This window comes from Pseudoalteromonas sp. SR43-3 (assembly GCF_014163875.1).
GTDB lineage: Bacteria > Pseudomonadota > Gammaproteobacteria > Enterobacterales > Alteromonadaceae > Pseudoalteromonas > Pseudoalteromonas distincta.
Map to the genome: position 1 here is coordinate 281,953 of NZ_JACJEC010000004.1, position 15,962 is coordinate 297,914.

Consider the following 15,962-nt stretch of genomic DNA (forward strand, 5'->3'; position numbering starts at 1 on the left):
TATAGATGGCAATAACTTACACTATTTGCTATTAATAGAAACTCATACAATAAGGACGTTTTCGCGTTAAAAAAGGGAAAGTGTCCTCTGATAGAGTTGTTAGGTTGCATATGAGCACTGAGATTGAACCAATGTATGTTGATTGTGGCGAACATGGTAAGCGAGTTGCAGCCGTCGTCTGTTGCCATTTGTTGAAACCAGAAGGTGTACCTGTAGGCTTTATTGAAAACTCTAGCGAACCTAATGACCTTCAAGCGTGGTGTTCCAAATGTGAAGCCTTGTTTGATGAAGAAGATGGTATGACTGAGAAGTTTCGAGCCTTTAATAAAATGTCAGTTGTGTGTGTCAATTGTTATGAAACATCAGCTGATTATCACAGCGTCGAGGCTCAATAGTGTTTGTTGTAGACCAGCAACCTAACAAGCCAAGTCAGAGGGAATTTTACTCGCTGAAAAACGCTCTTGAAATCCCCTGCTTGGGGCGTTACCACCGTCCGCTCATGGCACTCTCCAGCCACTCGACAACATAAAGTATTAATAATAATTGATAAGGTATTTTACTTTGTCAGATGGCGCTTCGCTTATCCGACCTACACTGGCACTGAGCCGAACTTTGGCACACAGCCATGAGTAGCCTCTCAAAAACTGTAATGTAAGAAATCAAGATTCTTCCTTTTTTAATTGATTTATCTTCAACCTAGGCTCTGCGGTGTTCGTAAGACCTACCTGTAAAGTGGTCTTCGCCTCATAAAAAAAGCACGGTGCACGCACAGTGATAAAAGATAATAATATTTTGTATTAAACAAACTTACTTGACGTTTTACTGCAATTACCCTGAAACTCCAGTTTGTTTTTTAAACTAAAGAAAAGCTGACGTAGAAAAGTGCAAAATTTAATTCGAGTGCCACGCTTACTTGCGATAGGTGAAAATTTTATATTTGGCTTCTATAATTTTTCGGGGGGATTAGCATATCACTTAACGACACACTTTAACGTGCTGCTATTTTCTGGCTTAATTATAAGCCCATCAGTGTAGCCATAAACGCACCTTCCCAACTTGATTGGCTTAATGAACGGTGTGTAATATTTTCGGTACTAATATCCACTTTTTACCCGTCATCCGCACTTATATTTTCAACAGTTTAAATATAAACACTTTAAAATAAGTAACATAGCTTAATATTTAAAAAGCACCTCTGTGGCATATCTATTGCTTTTTTATAAAGAAGGCGGTGTACGTAAACGGCTAAAAATGTCAATTTTAAAGGAGAGACAGAGTGGGAGCATTACAAGCTAACTATAATATTGCTATTCGTGCTAAATCAGTTAGTCGCTCTTTAGCTTCGACATTTTACAACCACACACGCCTCTTATGTTTTTTACATCACCCAATTCACGCTAAGCAAAGAGAAGTAACAGCATTGCTGTGCTGTCTGAGATTACGCTCTTTGTGATTACATGCAATTAATCGAACTTAAACTTTACGTTGAGGAGACTTTGATATGCCAACTAATCAATTTACTATGCAAGATCCTAGAAGCCAATATCAGATGGGACGTACCGAAAAAGACAGTAATCAACCGGACCCAGGGCTAGATGAAATTTTAAAACCTAAAGCAGATCATGGCGAAGACTCCTATGAGGGCCACGACAGGTTAAAAGGCCGTAAAGCTTTGATCACAGGCGGCGACTCTGGGATTGGAAGAGCCGTAGCCATCGCATTTGCAAGAGAAGGTGCGGAAGTTGTTATTAATTACTTACCCAGCGAAGAAACCGATGCGAAAGAAACACTCGATATACTAAAAGCCAGCGGTAACAAGGCTTGGGGTATTGCAGGTGACATATCTGATGAAGATTTCTGTAACAGCCTTGTCGCTCAAAGCGTTGAATACTTGGGGTCAATTGACATACTAGTTAATAATGCTGGTAAGCAACAATTTGTCGCCGAGTTAGAAGATTTATCTACCGAGCAATTTTGCCAAACATATGCAACAAACGTATTTGCTATGTTTTGGATAACAAAGGCCGCAGTAAAGCATATGCCACCCGGGGCAAGTATTATTAACACAACCTCTATCCAATGTTACCAGCCATCTGCTGGACTTCTGGATTACGCATCAACTAAAGGCGCAATTACTAGCTTTACTAAAAGTTTAGCAAAAATGGTAATAGATAAAGGCATTCGGGTTAATGGTGTTGCTCCAGGGCCAATTTGGACTCCGCTACAACAAAGTGGCGGCCAACCGGCGAAAAAACTTCCCGAATTTGGTGATAACGTGCCACTAGGTAGACCAGGCCAACCTGCCGAGCTAGCCCCAACATATGTATACTTAGCTTCGCAAGAGTCAAGTTACATTACCGCTGAAATAATGGGCGTGACAGGTGGGCAACATCTACCTTAATCATCAACAGATGATTGTTAAACAACATAATAGCGGCGAGTATACGCCGCTTTTATTACCTACTCTTTTTGCATCACATCTAAACAAAATCCACTAAGTATTCGTGAAACCGTGGTTATAAACCCCCTAAAAGCCTGAGTTACCCACTGCACTATTTGACTTAGTACGAGGTTGAGTGAGCCTATTTAAGCACGCATAAACAAACTGCTTAAACAACTAGAGCTGCTTAAGCAGTCAACTTAGGCTTTATATCTATTTATCAAACTGGTTTTATGCGTTGTCTTTTTTAGCACGTATACCGCGAATGAACTCTTCTAAATAAGGCATAAACTCTAGCACGAGTGATATGAATAGCACTGTTATCAAGTAAGTTATTGGTATAGGTGACTCTTTTAATTGGAGCGTAAATTCAGGAGGAAAGCCCCCAGGAGTAAATAATGCTGTAAATTGCTCCCAGTGCCGCGCAATAATTAATACTAAAGCCAACAGCGGTATCATTTCTAAAAAGCTATGTATATGCTGCTCTATTGGCCCCACTCTACGTTTACTTACCGCGTAAGTTACATCCCACATTGCTGTAAGTTCATGAATAAAAAACAACAAGATACTGATAGCAATAATCAAACTATTAACTTCAAAAATTAAAACAAGAATTAACGGTATACCCACTTCGGCAAACATTAATAGATGAATAAACGACTCTTTTGCACCACTTGTTGTAGAAATATTACTACGTCGATGACAAAACCAATCCGCAATGCCAGCTACAAGCCAAATAGGGATCACAAAGTACATTAAAATAACTAAAGTAGGGTCAGTCATATTTGGTTAGTCCTTAAAATCAAGTTTTTAAAATTTGTCACACTCAAAACTAAATATTTACGCTTGGTCATTTCGATAATTAATAAAGTACCGATAAGCATAAATCGTGTTCTTCAAACGCGTTCTAGCCACTTTTATTATAGCTTTAAGAATTTTTACTTAGCTGTATATGAGATACCCTTTAAAGCGAGCTCTTGTACCACCACGGATATGCTCATAATTTTCTACGACAGATTGTTTGTTCAAGTGGCATGCCAAACTTTTATTTTTAGTGGATTGCATGAAAACGCAGGTATAGGTATGTGTGGAAGAGTTTTAGGCTAATCTCTTTGTATTTTTGATGGCTAGAAAGTAGAAAATATGCCCCTTTTTTGTAACTTTTTCATTTAGCGATAATCTAGGTTAGTAAGGAGCTTGTATTGAAGATAAAACTAAATGCTCAAATATCAGGTTATTTATATGTATTGCTAAACTTCATAAATAAAAAAGTGGTCAACATGCTTGGTTTGGTAACAATGCTTAAATACTATTATTAAGCCATTCCTTGTCTTCTACTGCCACCGGCACTCGCGCATATTCACTTTGTCGTTTTTAAACAATACGCCTTCTGATAGTAGCTTTTCGCGTTGTTCTTGGTATTTTTCGCTACCTGCAGGGAATGATATTTCACCTTGGCTATTCACTACCCTATGCCAAGGTATAACTGAGTCGTTTGGCATCACTTTTAATAAGCGCCCCACCAACCGTGAGTTTTGAGGGTAGCCTGCAAGAGTAGCAACTTGCCCATAGCTTGCTACTTTGCCTATTGGTATGCCTGCGATAACAGTATAAATAAGTGTTTCTTTATCAATATCAGCGTTCATTTAAATACGCCTCACTAAGTACTTTAAATTGCTCCCAAATAGTACGCGCTACAGGGCCGTGGTGCATTGCATGCTGCCTAAAGGCTCTAATTTGCGCACTAAACTTATGCTCTCGGTCAGTTATGTGTATTTCTTGAAGTAAGCCAGCTTTTATTTCAGAGTCGCAGTGCTCTAAGCTCATCATTGCCCAACCTGCGCCTGAAAGTAAAAACGATTTTAAGGTCGATACATCATCAATTTTCATCATGGCGGAGCCTTTTGAGTACGATAGTCTGTCGCTGTCGATACTCAAATCACTTTCAAACATGGCTAAACACGGATACGTTTGTAGTTCGCTATAGGTGAGCCTTTGAGGAAGTACGCCTTTGGCGCTGACAATGCCAATATCGAGCCTGCCTATAGGTACGCTTTCTAAATCGCCTGTTGCATGAAATAAGTCAAACCACGGGCCAATGCCTAATTCGGCTTGCCCACTATTTACTTGCTCTAACGAAATAAAGCGCTTCCCGCTTGTTAAGCTAAATTCGGTGCTGGTAAACAATCTAAAAGTATTACTTATGATCTCGTTGTAACTCTGCGTATGGCAAAGTTGTTCGTAACAAATTCTAAATTGGGGTTCATTTCCGAGTGCCAATTCTTTAGCAAGCTGCGCTAGCTCGTCGTTGGCATGCAGAAGTTGCTGCGCCTCGCGGTGAAAAATTCGCCCTTTTTCAGTAAGCTGTAATCGGTACTTACTTCTGTCTAGCAACTCAAACCCTATTTTTTCTTCTAGATTTTTAATAGCAAGTGTAAGCGCTGGCTGCGTTTTATGTAGCTTTAGTGCTGCCCCGCTTAAGCTTGCGCTTTGCACTATGGCATCTAAAATTATTAATTGATTCAGCTTCATATAGCACTCTGCAACATTATAAGTAAAACTTATTGAGTTTCTAAAATTTTATGATTTTTATTTTATATGTTTGCAGCGTATGCTGCACTTAATTATTTTGCCATCATTGCAACGGAGAAGACATGAAACTCTTTCGTCTATGTTTTTTAACTACGACTTTACTAAGCTTAATAGCCTGTTCTGAGCCAGAACAACAAGTTAAAGAAGAGCCCATTCGCCCTGTTAAATTATTCAACATAGGTCATGATTCTCAAACTAACATTCGCAGCTTTCCTGCTGAGGTTGTTGCAAACCAAGGCTCTTACCTTGCTTTTAGGGTAAACGGAGAACTTATTAAGTTTCCTGTGCTTGCTGGTGAACACGTTGAAAAAGGTGATTTATTAGCAAAACTGGACCCTGAAGATTTTCAGTTGCAGTTTGATGAGCGCAAAGCGCGCTTTGAATTGGCAAAATCACAACTTGGCCGTATTGAGCAATTGTTTGAGAAAAAAATCACTAGCCAATCAGAATTAGATCAAGCCACTGCTAATATGCAAATTGCTGAATCTGCATTTAAAATTGCACAAACAAACCTTGAGTACAGCGAGCTACGCGCGCCATTTTCAGGCACAGTTGCAAAAGTATTTGTTAAAAACTTTGAAAACATTCAAGCCAAACAAAATATATTGCGTTTAGAAACACGCGATTTAATGGATGTAGAAATCCAAGTTCCTGAAAAAATAGTCGCTCGTTTTCAAAAAGGCACTGATTACCACCCTACTGTAAAATTCGATGGCTTTGACGATAAAGAATACACACTTGATATTAAAGAGTGGGATACCCAAGCAGACCCTGCAACACTTACCTATAAAGTTGTGTTTTCGCTACCAGTACCTGAGGACTTTAATTTACTAGCGGGTATGACGGGCAGTGTATTTATTGATTTAAGTAAAGTAACGCGCTCGCAAGTGTCTTACACAATACTGCCAATCGAATCAGTGTTTTCTGAACCTCAAGAGTCTATTAAAGATAATGCCTACGTGTGGCTTTTTGATTCAGAAACTAGCCAAGTACATAAACAAGCAGTAAAAATTGGCCAGCTACACCGCGATGGTATTGAGGTGTTAAGTGGTATTAAAGAAGGCCAAATTGTTGTTTCTGCCGGTGTGCATTCACTAAAAGAAGGCATGAAAGTAAGAGCATGGAATAAAGAGCGAGGCTTATAATTATGAGCTTTGCACAACTCTCCATAGAGAAAAAAGTAATCAGTTGGATGTTTACGCTGCTGCTATTAATTGGCGGTACCGTGTCGTATTTTGACTTAGGGCAATTAGAAGACCCTGAGTTTACGCTTAAAAAAGCCATGGTTATTACCATGTACCCTGGCGCATCGCCGCAACAAGTAGAAGAAGAAGTAACTTTTCCTCTGGAAAACGCGATTCAGCAATTACCTTATGTTGATTACGTTACTTCTATTTCATCTAACGGCAAGTCGCAAATTTCGGTAGAGATGAAAAGCACTTATCGAAAAGAGCAACTTCGCCAAATTTGGGATGAAATGCGTCGTAAAATTAACGACCTCTCCCCTTCGCTTCCCAGCGGCGTTTACCCAAGTACTATTTTAGATGACTTTGCCGATGTTTACGGTGTTATGTATTCGGTAACCGGTGATGGCTACTCATATGACGAGCTTAAAGACTACGTAGACTTTTTAAAACGTGAGCTAGTCTTGGTTAAAGGCGTAAGTAAAGTAACGGTTGCAGGTGAGCAACAACCGCAAGTAATGGTTGAAGTCTCAACGCGTAAATTAGCTCAATTAGGTATTGCACCAAGTCATATATTTCAGTTACTGCAATCGCAAAATACGGTTTCTAATGCGGGTAAAATTCGCGTAGGCGATGAGTCAATTCGCTTGCACCCTACTGGCGAATTTAAAGATGTAAAAGAGCTCGAAACGCTATTAATTTCAAAACCTGGTGCAAGTGAGCTTATTTATTTAGGCGACGTAGCAAAGGTTTATAGAGAGTACGCAGAAGTACCTAACAATGTTATTCGTTATAATTCTCAGCAAGCTTTGCTTATTGGCGTGTCGTTTATGTCAGGAGTTAACGTAGTTGATGTGGGTAAACACATTGACGATCACTTAGCTTCACTTGAGTATCAACGCCCTCATGGTATTGACATAAATTCGGTATACAACCAACCACAAGAGGTTCAAAAATCGGTTGATGGTTTTATTATCAGCTTACTTGAAGCTATTGCGATTGTTATTGTAGTACTGCTGTTATTTATGGGTTTAAAAAGCGGTATTTTAATTGGTGGTATTTTACTGCTTACTGTACTGGGTACGTTTATATTTATGAAGTTGTTTGCCATCGACTTGCAACGCATATCACTTGGAGCACTTATTATTGCCCTAGGGATGCTGGTTGATAACGCAATAGTTGTAACCGAAGGGATACTAATAAACCTTAAACGTGGGCAAACAAAACTCAAAGCAGCGGTTAATATTGTTGAGCAAACAAAATGGCCCTTACTAGGTGCAACAGTCATTGCAGTCACTGCCTTTGCGCCAATTGGTTTAAGCTCTGATGCCAGTGGTGAATTTGCCGGCAGCTTGTTTTGGGTGTTGTTTATTTCGCTTTTATTAAGTTGGATAACAGCCATAACGTTAACGCCATTTTTTGCCAATTTAATGTTCAAAGAAAACGAGTTTAAAAACGAAGAAGGCCAAGAAGATGAAGACCCATACAAAGGTTTTATTTTTAACGGTTACAAAGCGATTTTAGATTTAGCGCTGCACTTTAGAAAAACCACGCTTATATTAATGGTTGTTTTACTGTGTACTGCGGTTGTTGGTTTTGGCTCTGTTAAACAGTCGTTTTTTCCTGCCTCTAATACACCTATGTTTTATGTAGATTACTGGCAAGAGCAAGGATCTGATATTCGCTCAACCCTAGAGGGCGTTAAAAAACTTGAAGAGTTTTTGCAAAAAGAAGACCTTGTTGAAGAAGTAACAAGTACAACAGGCCAAGGCGCTCCACGCTTTATGCTTACCTACGCACCAGAAAAGTCATATCCCGCGTACGGGCAATTAATTATTCGTGTAGCCAACAGAGAAGCCGTAGCGACTGTAATGCAAACTGTACGTGATTACTCAAATAATCATGCACTCTCTGCACAGCTTAAAATTAAGCCAATGGAAATCGGCCCCTCTACTGATGCAAAAATAGAAGCGCGTTTTTCAGGCCCTGATCCTGTTATTTTAAGACAATTGGCTGCTAAAGCTGAAGAACTTATTGGTAACGACGATGGCGCGTACAATATTCGTGATGACTGGCGTGCACGTACTAAAATGATTCGCCCGCAGTTTAACGAGCAAAAAGCACGCCGCTTAGGTATTAGTAAATCTGACTTAGACAATGTATTACTAACAAGTTTATCGGGTAAACAAGTGGGCGTATATCGCGATGGCACGCAGTTGCTGCCTATTATTGCACGATCTCCTGCTAACGAGCGCTTAAACGTAGAAAGCGTACACGACCTACAAATATACAGCCCAGTATTGGGGGTATTTGTACCAGTGACTCAAGTTGTAGACGAATTTGATGTGCAGTGGGAAGACAGCCTAATAATGCGCCGCGATCGCAAACGAACTATTACAGTAATGGCCGATCACAATGTATTAGGGGACGAAACACCCGCTAAACTATTTGCACGTATTCGCGGACCAATAGAAAACATGGAATTACCGCGCGGTTACGAACTGGAATGGGGCGGCGAGTTTGAATCTTCAAGCAAGGCTCAAAAAGCAATATTTGGCTCATTACCACTGGGTTACTTAGCGATGTTTGCAGTAACCGTATTACTTTTTAACTCGCTTAAGCAACCACTTGTGATTTGGGCAACGGTTCCGTTAGCTATTATTGGTGTAAGCGCGGGCTTGTTAGCTATGAATGCTCCGTTTAGTTTTATGGGACTACTTGGTTTATTAAGCTTAAGCGGTATGCTTATTAAAAACGGTATTGTATTAGTTGATCAAATAAATCTCGAATTGAGTGAAGGTAAATCGCCTTATGAAGCCGTGTTTGACTCTGGTGTGAGCCGTGTACGCCCAGTTGCTATGGCGGCTATAACTACTATTTTAGGTATGATCCCGCTGTTATTTGACGTGTTTTTTCAGTCAATGGCGGTAACAATTATGTTTGGTTTGGGCTTTGCTACCATACTAACGCTCATTGTGGTGCCAGTACTTTACACGGTTATATTTAGAATTGATTACGAGCCACGTAAGTAGTTAAACATATAATCGGTTAACATTAAAAAATGCCACTGGCTCAAGGTCAGTGGCATTTTTATTTAATACCGATGAAAAAAGAAAGGCTACATATTTAGTTGTTAAGAAACTAACCGCAACACTTCTTATATTTTTTGCCGCTACCACATACACAAGGTGCGTTACGCTCTGGTACTTTATCAAATACTTGTGGTGTTGACTTGCTAAGCGCAAAGTCTAGTTCGCGAATATCTTCTGGTACTTCAGCTTTAACTTCAATTGAAGCAAATAGCGAATGCTCTGCTAGTATGGCTTCTATTTCTGATTGTCGTTCAGTTGAGTTTACAATTAGCGTTAACGGGTGTAACTCTGTGCCTACCTTTGCGGTACGATTTGGCGCAAATCCATTACTGTTATTTTTACCCATTATGTCGGGCTTACCCATAAAGAAAAATTTTGACATGTTACTTCTATAACCTTTCTACATTATTAAGACGGCGCATCTTAACAGCTTACCCAACATATAACTAAGGTGTACTTGCTAATGCACAATATAAATCAAGCTTTAGCGTATATGCGCCTAATATAGCGACATAATGAGTACATTTAATGGATTTAGGCAAAATTTGAATTCGAAATATAGTAAAATTATACTAGCTAGACTCAGTGGCGTTTTAATATCTAACTCAATATTATGGAAAAGCCTTGGAAAACTTTAAAATTGCACTTCTAATAGCGGGCAGCCTTTTTATACTTTTTGGTTATTTACGCTTTATAACTGATGAAAATGGTAACGTGAACTTAAACAACTACCGATTTACAGGAGGCTTATTGCTGGTAGTTTCCGGCATGGTTGATGGTACACGCGATATAGCTAAACGCCTGCGCTCTAAAAACGCATTATCGGCGATTGCAATTTATTTAGGTATACTCTTATTTTACATTGGTTTTAGCATTTAAGAGCTAATTGAAGCTTTATACAAAGCAACACTTTATAAGCGGATAACCTGTGACATTTAAACAACTATTCAATAGCGCTCTGCTATTTTTAGCAACGGCTCCCCCACTTGCTTTACTTGCATGGGATGAACAAGCCGATCCCGCTTTTATCCCCAACAGTATATATAACACCTTAACATTTACGTTATTTCCAATAACGGCGATAGTGTTGTCGGTTGTTTTATTAAGGCAACTATATAAAAAATACAATAATAACTTTGAATTTAAACATACAGTTAAAAATTATATTGCTGAGCAGGGGAAGTTCCGCAGCGCATTTATACCACTGTTTTTGCCTATTTTAATTTACTTATGGTTATGGACGTCAGTCTGTATTTCTGTGAAATTATGGGCCAATAAACACAGCAATGATATATGGCAGCAAGAGCATCAATTACTTGAAGTAGGTAGTTGCCCAACTGATTATGAGTACAGTTGTGCAACGCTAACTGTGCTTAGTTTACAGAACTACAGAAAATACACTTTTAGATGGTATTTAGATAAGAATAAATTGGTGACTTTGCAAAATAACAATATAAATTTAGTGGGCGTTACAAGCCCACTTGGTAATATAGTACAAGAAATACAGTGGTAGTAGAATACCACTTAGCTGCAGATTATTTTTTTAAGCTAAGGGTACGCCCCGAGCTAAGTTTTGACTGTGACGACTTGTTCTCTTTAATACTTTTTGGCTTACCAACATACGTGGTAGAACGCTTTTGATAAGGTGCTTTACTGCGCTCATTTTTGCGCTCGCCATTAGCATTACTGCGATCAGAGTTGCGACTTGAATTTCGCTCAGTACTACGCTCGCCACTTTGTTCGCCTTTATTAAAACGGCGAGGATTTTCACCCTGAAAATCACGCTTTTTAGGAATCGACGGCGTATTATTTTCTGATTGTTTATTAGCATCAAGCGAATGTTCTTGAGTTTTACCTGAGTCAGAAATCGAGTCGTTTATTTGCGCCATTTCAGTATCAGATAAATGACGCCACTGCCCTACCTTTAAACCTTTTAGTGTTACGTTCATTATACGAGTGCGCTTTAACGTCACCACTTCGTAACCTAAATATTCACACATACGGCGTATTTGGCGGTTTAAACCTTGTGTAAGTACTATTTTAAATTCTTTAGGGGCCGTTTGTGTCACTTTACACTTTTTAGTCACGGTATCTAAAATAGGCACACCATTGGCCATTTTTGTAACAAACTGACGATTAAGCGGTTTATCAACCGTAACAACATATTCTTTTTCGTGGTTATTACCCGCACGCAAAATTTTATTAACGATGTCACCTTCGTTAGTTAAAAATATAAGCCCTTCAGAAGGTCTATCTAAACGCCCTATTGGAAATATACGCGTAGGATAATTTACCGCGCGAATAATATTACTTTGAATTTTACTTTCGGTAGTACACGTAATACCAACGGGTTTATTGTAAGCAATATAAACGCGCTTTGGTGTGGCTTTAAGTGGCTTGCCATCAACCAATACAACATCGGTAGCAGCAACTTTTACGCCCATTTCAGGCGAGTAGCCATTAACGCTGACACGACCTTGCTCAATATATTTATCGGCTTCGCGGCGTGAACAAAATCCTGTTTCACTAATAAATTTATTTAAACGTTTTAATTCGGTCATGGCACTTATAGCGTAGTAATTTTTAAGGCGAGTAGTGTAAACCACCCACACTATTTTTTCGCCCCTAATTTAAAATTTATAGGTGTTTAAGCATTAATTTTTGCTTTCGTTAATTTACGCCATACAAATTCAAGCGGGCCTTGGTTAAAATAACGGCTGTATATAAAGGTAAATATGAGCTGCAGTGCAACTAATGCCGTTGCAACTAACCAGTAGTCAATACGATCAAAATTGAGCACCCAGTGTGTAAATAGCACTTTATATAACAACAGTTGTATGAGTGTTTGGCTAATATATAAAGTAAATGCTAAGCGCCCCGCTTGTTGAATAAGCTTGCCAACATGTGCGCTGTTATTGCAAAATTTAACAATTAAATGAATATACAGCGTAGCCATACCTAGCGCCGCAAACATATTTATAAATTCTTGCACCCCATATCCTAAGCTGCCATTAAGCTGTGATGCATAAAGCCTGATTCCACAAAAAACAAGGGTCATTGCACCGCAAACTATTAATTGCTGAGTCGTTAAGCCTTTACTAAAAACGTCTTGTTTATATAAATAAATGCCAATGAGCATAAGGCCCACGCACATCCACATTGTCATTATTGGCACCATAACAAGCATTAACGTGTTCATAGCAAGGTTACTAATAAAGTAATCAATATAGTGTGGGTTATATAATTCAATAAACTGTGCTGTATCGCGGTAAATTATTTCATCGGGTACGCTAGATATAACAAGTAAGGTAACCACAGCCGACAACAAGGTAAATGCAAGCCCTCTTTTTAAAAGTACATTGCTATCACTTTCTAAATATTTAATAACAAACCAGCCAGATACACCGTAAACAAATAAAATATCACCGGCCCAAAGTAAAAAACCATGCGCTAAACCAAAGAGGATTAACCAATAGAGCCTGCTTTTTATTTGCACTTCAGACTTGTAACGTTGCCACTGAATATAAAGCCCAGCACCAAAAAGCAAACTAAACAGCGTTCTAAAACGCCCGTCTACAAACACGCTGCTAAGGGTGTGAATAATTGAGTCGCTAACAGGAGGATTAGTTAAGGAGGAATACCCATATTCAAAAATGCCGAAGGCGTAAGCATTCATGTAAACGAGGCCAAGCACGGCAACGCCGCGAATAAAGTCCATATTATAATTGCGCATTAAAGCTATTATCCGTTAAATATTATTCTTATAACTGTCAGCCCAATCGACTGACTGCTGGTAAAGTGGAGGTAGTATAGCACTGTCAATATTCAACAAAAGTACAGCTTGTTCAAGTGCCCACCAGCTTCCTGTTTCATATGCTTTAACAACGTTTAAAATATAATAAAGTGTGTTTTTGTCCCCTAATAATGCCGTTTTTATTTCATCAGGGAAAGGTAGCTTTTCAACAAGCAAGCTCATTGGTTGATCAAGGATTGCATCTAGCAGTGAAAATAATCCTGTTAAAAATGCTTCGCCTGACTGACTTTTATTAACCTTTTTTGCCACAAGCTCACAAAAGCGAGCACGTACAACACATACTTGCATTAGCTCTGCTGGCTTTTTACCCGCTGTATGAGCAGTAACAATAAGGCTCACAAACTTTTTAAGGCGTTCGTGTCCTAAATACACGAGCGCTTGCTTTAATGACGATATTTGGCTTTGTATAGGAAACACACCGCTGTTTATTAATCTTAGTAACTTATATGCGAGTGCAGCATCTAGCTCAAACAGGCTTGCGATTGTTTTAATGTCAGGGCTTTGCTTCATTATTTCTGCGTAAATAGCGACGACTAAACCATAATTATAATCAATGTCGTTTTGCTTGATCATGGTAGGCTTTGCAAAAAAATAGCCTTGAAAATAATCAAACCCCATATCAAAGGCAAGCTCATAGTCTTCTTGTGTTTCTATTTTTTCGGCTAGTATTTTTATTTGTTTATGCGCTTGTAACTTAGTAACTATGGGCTGTATTTCGCTAAGAGGTGTAATTGCAATATCAAATTTAATGAGCTTCACAAGCTTTAGAAAACGATCCCATTGTGGTTTATATACAAAATCATCGAGCGCGAGTTTGTAGTTACTATGAAATAAACCTCGGCATAGCTCATAGTTGTCGTCGGTAGGTTCTATGGTTTCGAGCAACTCAATCACAACGTCTTGGCATGGTAAGAAAGCACATAAATCGAGTTTTAATGATTCAGGTCCTATATTTATAAGCGCTTTTTTGCCTGATGTAATATGGCGTGTACCTAAATTTAATTGATTTTCCATAATAAGCCTTGCTGTTGCTTGGCCTTCTGCAATATCTGGAAAATAATTTTTTGGACTATCACGAAAAAGTAGCTCATAGGCTACTACTTTTTTACTTCGATTGAATATTGCTTGCCTTGCAACAAATACAGACACATTACCTACTTCTTAGCCTTTATATAATACTAAGTAATTAAACCCTAAGCAGGTAGATTTGTCACTAAACTTTAAAGTACAGAAACGATTTACCGGTATAAGGTTGTTATATAATCAGTTGCCACTTGTGGCCACGAAAAACGCATTTGCTCTGCGCTGTGCTTAATTTTATGCCACTTTTTAGGATTTTGCTTTTTAATTAAGAGAGTTTCGTCTAAACAGCTAATTAAATTACGCGTTTGCGTTGCCAACGTGTCTCCATTAAAGCTAAAACCATTTTCGTGGTGTTTAACAGTATCTTTTAATCCACCAACACTGTGTACTAAACACGGTTGCCCCGCTCGCATTGCTAGCATTTGGCTAATACCACACGGTTCAAACGAGCTTGGCATTAAAAATAAGTCACCTAATTGATACATTAAATCGCCAACACCTTGCCCATACCCCTTTAAAAATAAAAGATTGGAATTACGCGCCATTGCTTTGGTAAATATACTTTCGAGCTCTTTGTCACCCGAGCCGAGAATAATAAGTCTGCCGTTATGCTCATTAATTAATTGGCACACTTTATCAATAGCTAAAACCCCATTAACTTGCTGGCACAATAACAACACTTTTTGCTCAGTAAGACGGCCAACGCTTGTAACTAATGGACCGTTATTAACCGTTGCTTTAAATTGTTGTAGTCGTTGGTGGGCAATATAGTAACCACTTTGTAACTGCTCGTAATTGGCCATCCAACCAAACAAAGTACTCTCTGCTTGGCTATAAAAATCAGCGAGAGTTGCTCCTTCAAGTGCATTGCTTGGATATTCGCAGCCATTTAAAATACCAACAAGCTTGCCTTGGCTTGCTGCATTTTGCAGATCTTGCTCAAGCCCTTCGCCACCAAAAAAACCATGTTCGTAATTGCTAGGTTCAAGAACCTCTTGGCTGTAAGTTGGCGATACAACATGTATTTTATCGCATAGATTTATTGCACTGCGCATAGGATTAAAACAATGAGGGTAACGCGGGTCGCATAATTGCTGGCCATTATAACTAAGTGATGGAAACCACGCCTCTAAGCTTGAATCATCATGGTTGAAAGGTCTAATACCTTGCAGTGCAATATTATGCACTGTGAAGGCAATTGGTAAGGTATTAAGTGGGCTATAACGTGGCTCAAACTTAAGTAAAACTGCAACGCAGGCACTGTGCCAATCATGTAAATGCAGCGCTGTAGGGCGCTTTAATACACCTTGTAATAACGCTTCGCAGACGGCTGCGTTAAATAGAGCAAATTTAGTCGCATCAGTTGCAAAAGGCCTCCCCGGTGCATCATTACAATATACACTGCCTGATTCACTAAATAACGGGTGGCTAATAACAATTTGGCTTACATTATTTTCGGCTTGTTGTACTTTAAAAATGGTTAATACATGGGGTTGAGCATTAAATGCAACGGTTACTTCACCTATATAAATACGCTCAAGCGGCTCAAACCCGTAATCAGGAATAACAACATCAACCGTTATACCTTGCTTTGCGAGAGCCTTAGGTGCATCGCGTACTACATCTGCCACACCGCCTACTTTTGCGCCTGGTAACGCGTCATTTTCTGCTGCAACCATTAATACATGCATTAATTTATTATTTCCTTTAAACCTGTGTGAGCTTGCTCACAAATGAGCAAGCTATGTTGTCGTGCT

General features: G+C 39.1%; 14 protein-coding genes and 1 pseudogene. 6 read left to right on the forward strand and 9 right to left on the reverse strand.

From position 1 onward, the window contains the following. Positions 1–110: 110 nt before the first annotated feature. On the forward strand, positions 111–395 hold the full coding sequence (locus H5088_RS07650; protein WP_007587265.1) for a hypothetical protein: 285 nt from the start codon (positions 111–113) through the stop codon (positions 393–395). A 307-nt stretch (positions 396–702) separates the two neighbouring features. On the opposite strand, the pseudogene H5088_RS20485 reads toward H5088_RS07650, so the two are convergent. Then, a pseudogene (locus tag H5088_RS20485) lies at positions 703–829 on the reverse strand (Mobile element protein); the annotation flags it as partial. Positions 830–1,501: 672 nt separating this feature from the next. Between H5088_RS20485 and H5088_RS07655 the strand changes: the two are divergent. Further along, positions 1,502–2,401 (forward strand): SDR family oxidoreductase, encoded by a 900-nt coding sequence (locus H5088_RS07655; protein WP_165724068.1) that lies wholly within the window; start codon positions 1,502–1,504, stop codon positions 2,399–2,401. A 270-nt stretch (positions 2,402–2,671) separates the two neighbouring features. Here the strand turns inward: H5088_RS07655 and H5088_RS07660 are convergent, their stop codons facing one another. The 3 genes from H5088_RS07660 to H5088_RS07670 form a co-directional block, all read right to left on the reverse strand. Then, the gene (locus H5088_RS07660) at positions 2,672–3,223 is read right to left on the reverse strand and encodes a hypothetical protein (protein ID WP_029753163.1); all 552 of its coding nucleotides are present in this window, start codon (positions 3,221–3,223) and stop codon (positions 2,672–2,674) included. A 551-nt stretch (positions 3,224–3,774) separates the two neighbouring features. Beyond that, entirely contained in the window at positions 3,775–4,086 is a 312-nt protein-coding gene (locus H5088_RS07665; RefSeq protein ID WP_182752598.1) for an MGMT family protein, read from the reverse strand. After that, entirely contained in the window at positions 4,076–4,972 is an 897-nt protein-coding gene (locus H5088_RS07670) for a LysR family transcriptional regulator (protein WP_182752599.1), read from the reverse strand. Before H5088_RS07670 ends, H5088_RS07665 begins: the two co-directional genes overlap by 11 nt. Positions 4,973–5,094: 122 nt before the next feature. Here H5088_RS07670 and H5088_RS07675 point away from each other — a divergent pair, with 122 nt between their 5' ends. Then, positions 5,095–6,177, forward strand: a complete 1,083-nt coding sequence (locus H5088_RS07675) for an efflux RND transporter periplasmic adaptor subunit (protein ID WP_165724062.1) — start codon at positions 5,095–5,097, stop codon at positions 6,175–6,177. Between the two features lie 2 nt (positions 6,178–6,179). After that, positions 6,180–9,248 carry an efflux RND transporter permease subunit gene (locus tag H5088_RS07680; RefSeq protein WP_182752600.1) on the forward strand — a complete coding sequence of 1,023 codons (3,069 nt, stop codon included), beginning with the start codon at positions 6,180–6,182 and terminating at the stop codon, positions 9,246–9,248. 109 nt (positions 9,249–9,357) lie between these two features. On the opposite strand, the gene H5088_RS07685 is transcribed toward H5088_RS07680, so the two are convergent. Then, entirely contained in the window at positions 9,358–9,690 is a 333-nt protein-coding gene (locus H5088_RS07685) for a PBPRA1643 family SWIM/SEC-C metal-binding motif protein (RefSeq protein WP_182752601.1), read from the reverse strand. 242 nt (positions 9,691–9,932) lie between these two features. On the opposite strand from H5088_RS07685, the gene H5088_RS07690 reads away from it, so the two are divergent. Continuing rightward, positions 9,933–10,187 carry a MetJ regulator of methionine regulon gene (locus tag H5088_RS07690; RefSeq protein WP_165724056.1) on the forward strand — a complete coding sequence of 85 codons (255 nt, stop codon included), beginning with the start codon at positions 9,933–9,935 and terminating at the stop codon, positions 10,185–10,187. A gap of 49 nt (positions 10,188–10,236) precedes the next feature. After that, the gene (locus tag H5088_RS07695) at positions 10,237–10,821 is read left to right on the forward strand and encodes a hypothetical protein (RefSeq protein ID WP_182752602.1); all 585 of its coding nucleotides are present in this window, start codon (positions 10,237–10,239) and stop codon (positions 10,819–10,821) included. Positions 10,822–10,843: 22 nt separating this feature from the next. Here the strand turns inward: H5088_RS07695 and rluF are convergent, their stop codons facing one another. From rluF to H5088_RS07715, 4 genes are all read right to left on the reverse strand, one after another. Continuing rightward, positions 10,844–11,869 carry a 23S rRNA pseudouridine(2604) synthase RluF gene (gene rluF / locus H5088_RS07700; protein WP_182752603.1) on the reverse strand — a complete coding sequence of 342 codons (1,026 nt, stop codon included), beginning with the start codon at positions 11,867–11,869 and terminating at the stop codon, positions 10,844–10,846. A gap of 86 nt (positions 11,870–11,955) precedes the next feature. Beyond that, positions 11,956–13,026 (reverse strand): DUF418 domain-containing protein, encoded by a 1,071-nt coding sequence (locus tag H5088_RS07705; RefSeq protein WP_165724078.1) that lies wholly within the window; start codon positions 13,024–13,026, stop codon positions 11,956–11,958. Positions 13,027–13,056: 30 nt separating this feature from the next. Then, on the reverse strand, positions 13,057–14,271 hold the full coding sequence (locus H5088_RS07710) for an EAL and HDOD domain-containing protein (protein WP_149603661.1): 1,215 nt from the start codon (positions 14,269–14,271) through the stop codon (positions 13,057–13,059). An 89-nt stretch (positions 14,272–14,360) separates the two neighbouring features. Beyond that, positions 14,361–15,896, reverse strand: coding sequence for a glycogen synthase (locus tag H5088_RS07715; protein ID WP_182752604.1), 1,536 nt, complete (start codon positions 15,894–15,896; stop codon positions 14,361–14,363). Positions 15,897–15,962: the final 66 nt, after the last annotated feature.

What these genes read in the sequence shown, in the direction of transcription:
- H5088_RS07650 (WP_007587265.1), top strand. Translation starts at nt 111, where the DNA reads ATGAGCACTGAGATTGAACCAATGTATGTTGATTGTGGCGAACATGGT.
- H5088_RS07655 (WP_165724068.1), top strand. Translation starts at nt 1,502, where the DNA reads ATGCCAACTAATCAATTTACTATGCAAGATCCTAGAAGCCAATATCAG.
- H5088_RS07660 (WP_029753163.1), bottom strand. Translation starts at nt 3,223, where the DNA reads ATGACTGACCCTACTTTAGTTATTTTAATGTACTTTGTGATCCCTATT.
- H5088_RS07665 (WP_182752598.1), bottom strand. Translation starts at nt 4,086, where the DNA reads ATGAACGCTGATATTGATAAAGAAACACTTATTTATACTGTTATCGCA.
- H5088_RS07670 (WP_182752599.1), bottom strand. Translation starts at nt 4,972, where the DNA reads ATGAAGCTGAATCAATTAATAATTTTAGATGCCATAGTGCAAAGCGCA.
- H5088_RS07675 (WP_165724062.1), top strand. Translation starts at nt 5,095, where the DNA reads ATGAAACTCTTTCGTCTATGTTTTTTAACTACGACTTTACTAAGCTTA.
- H5088_RS07680 (WP_182752600.1), top strand. Translation starts at nt 6,180, where the DNA reads ATGAGCTTTGCACAACTCTCCATAGAGAAAAAAGTAATCAGTTGGATG.
- H5088_RS07685 (WP_182752601.1), bottom strand. Translation starts at nt 9,690, where the DNA reads ATGTCAAAATTTTTCTTTATGGGTAAGCCCGACATAATGGGTAAAAAT.
- rluF (WP_182752603.1), bottom strand. Translation starts at nt 11,869, where the DNA reads ATGACCGAATTAAAACGTTTAAATAAATTTATTAGTGAAACAGGATTT.
- H5088_RS07705 (WP_165724078.1), bottom strand. Translation starts at nt 13,026, where the DNA reads ATGGACTTTATTCGCGGCGTTGCCGTGCTTGGCCTCGTTTACATGAAT.
- H5088_RS07715 (WP_182752604.1), bottom strand. Translation starts at nt 15,896, where the DNA reads ATGCATGTATTAATGGTTGCAGCAGAAAATGACGCGTTACCAGGCGCA.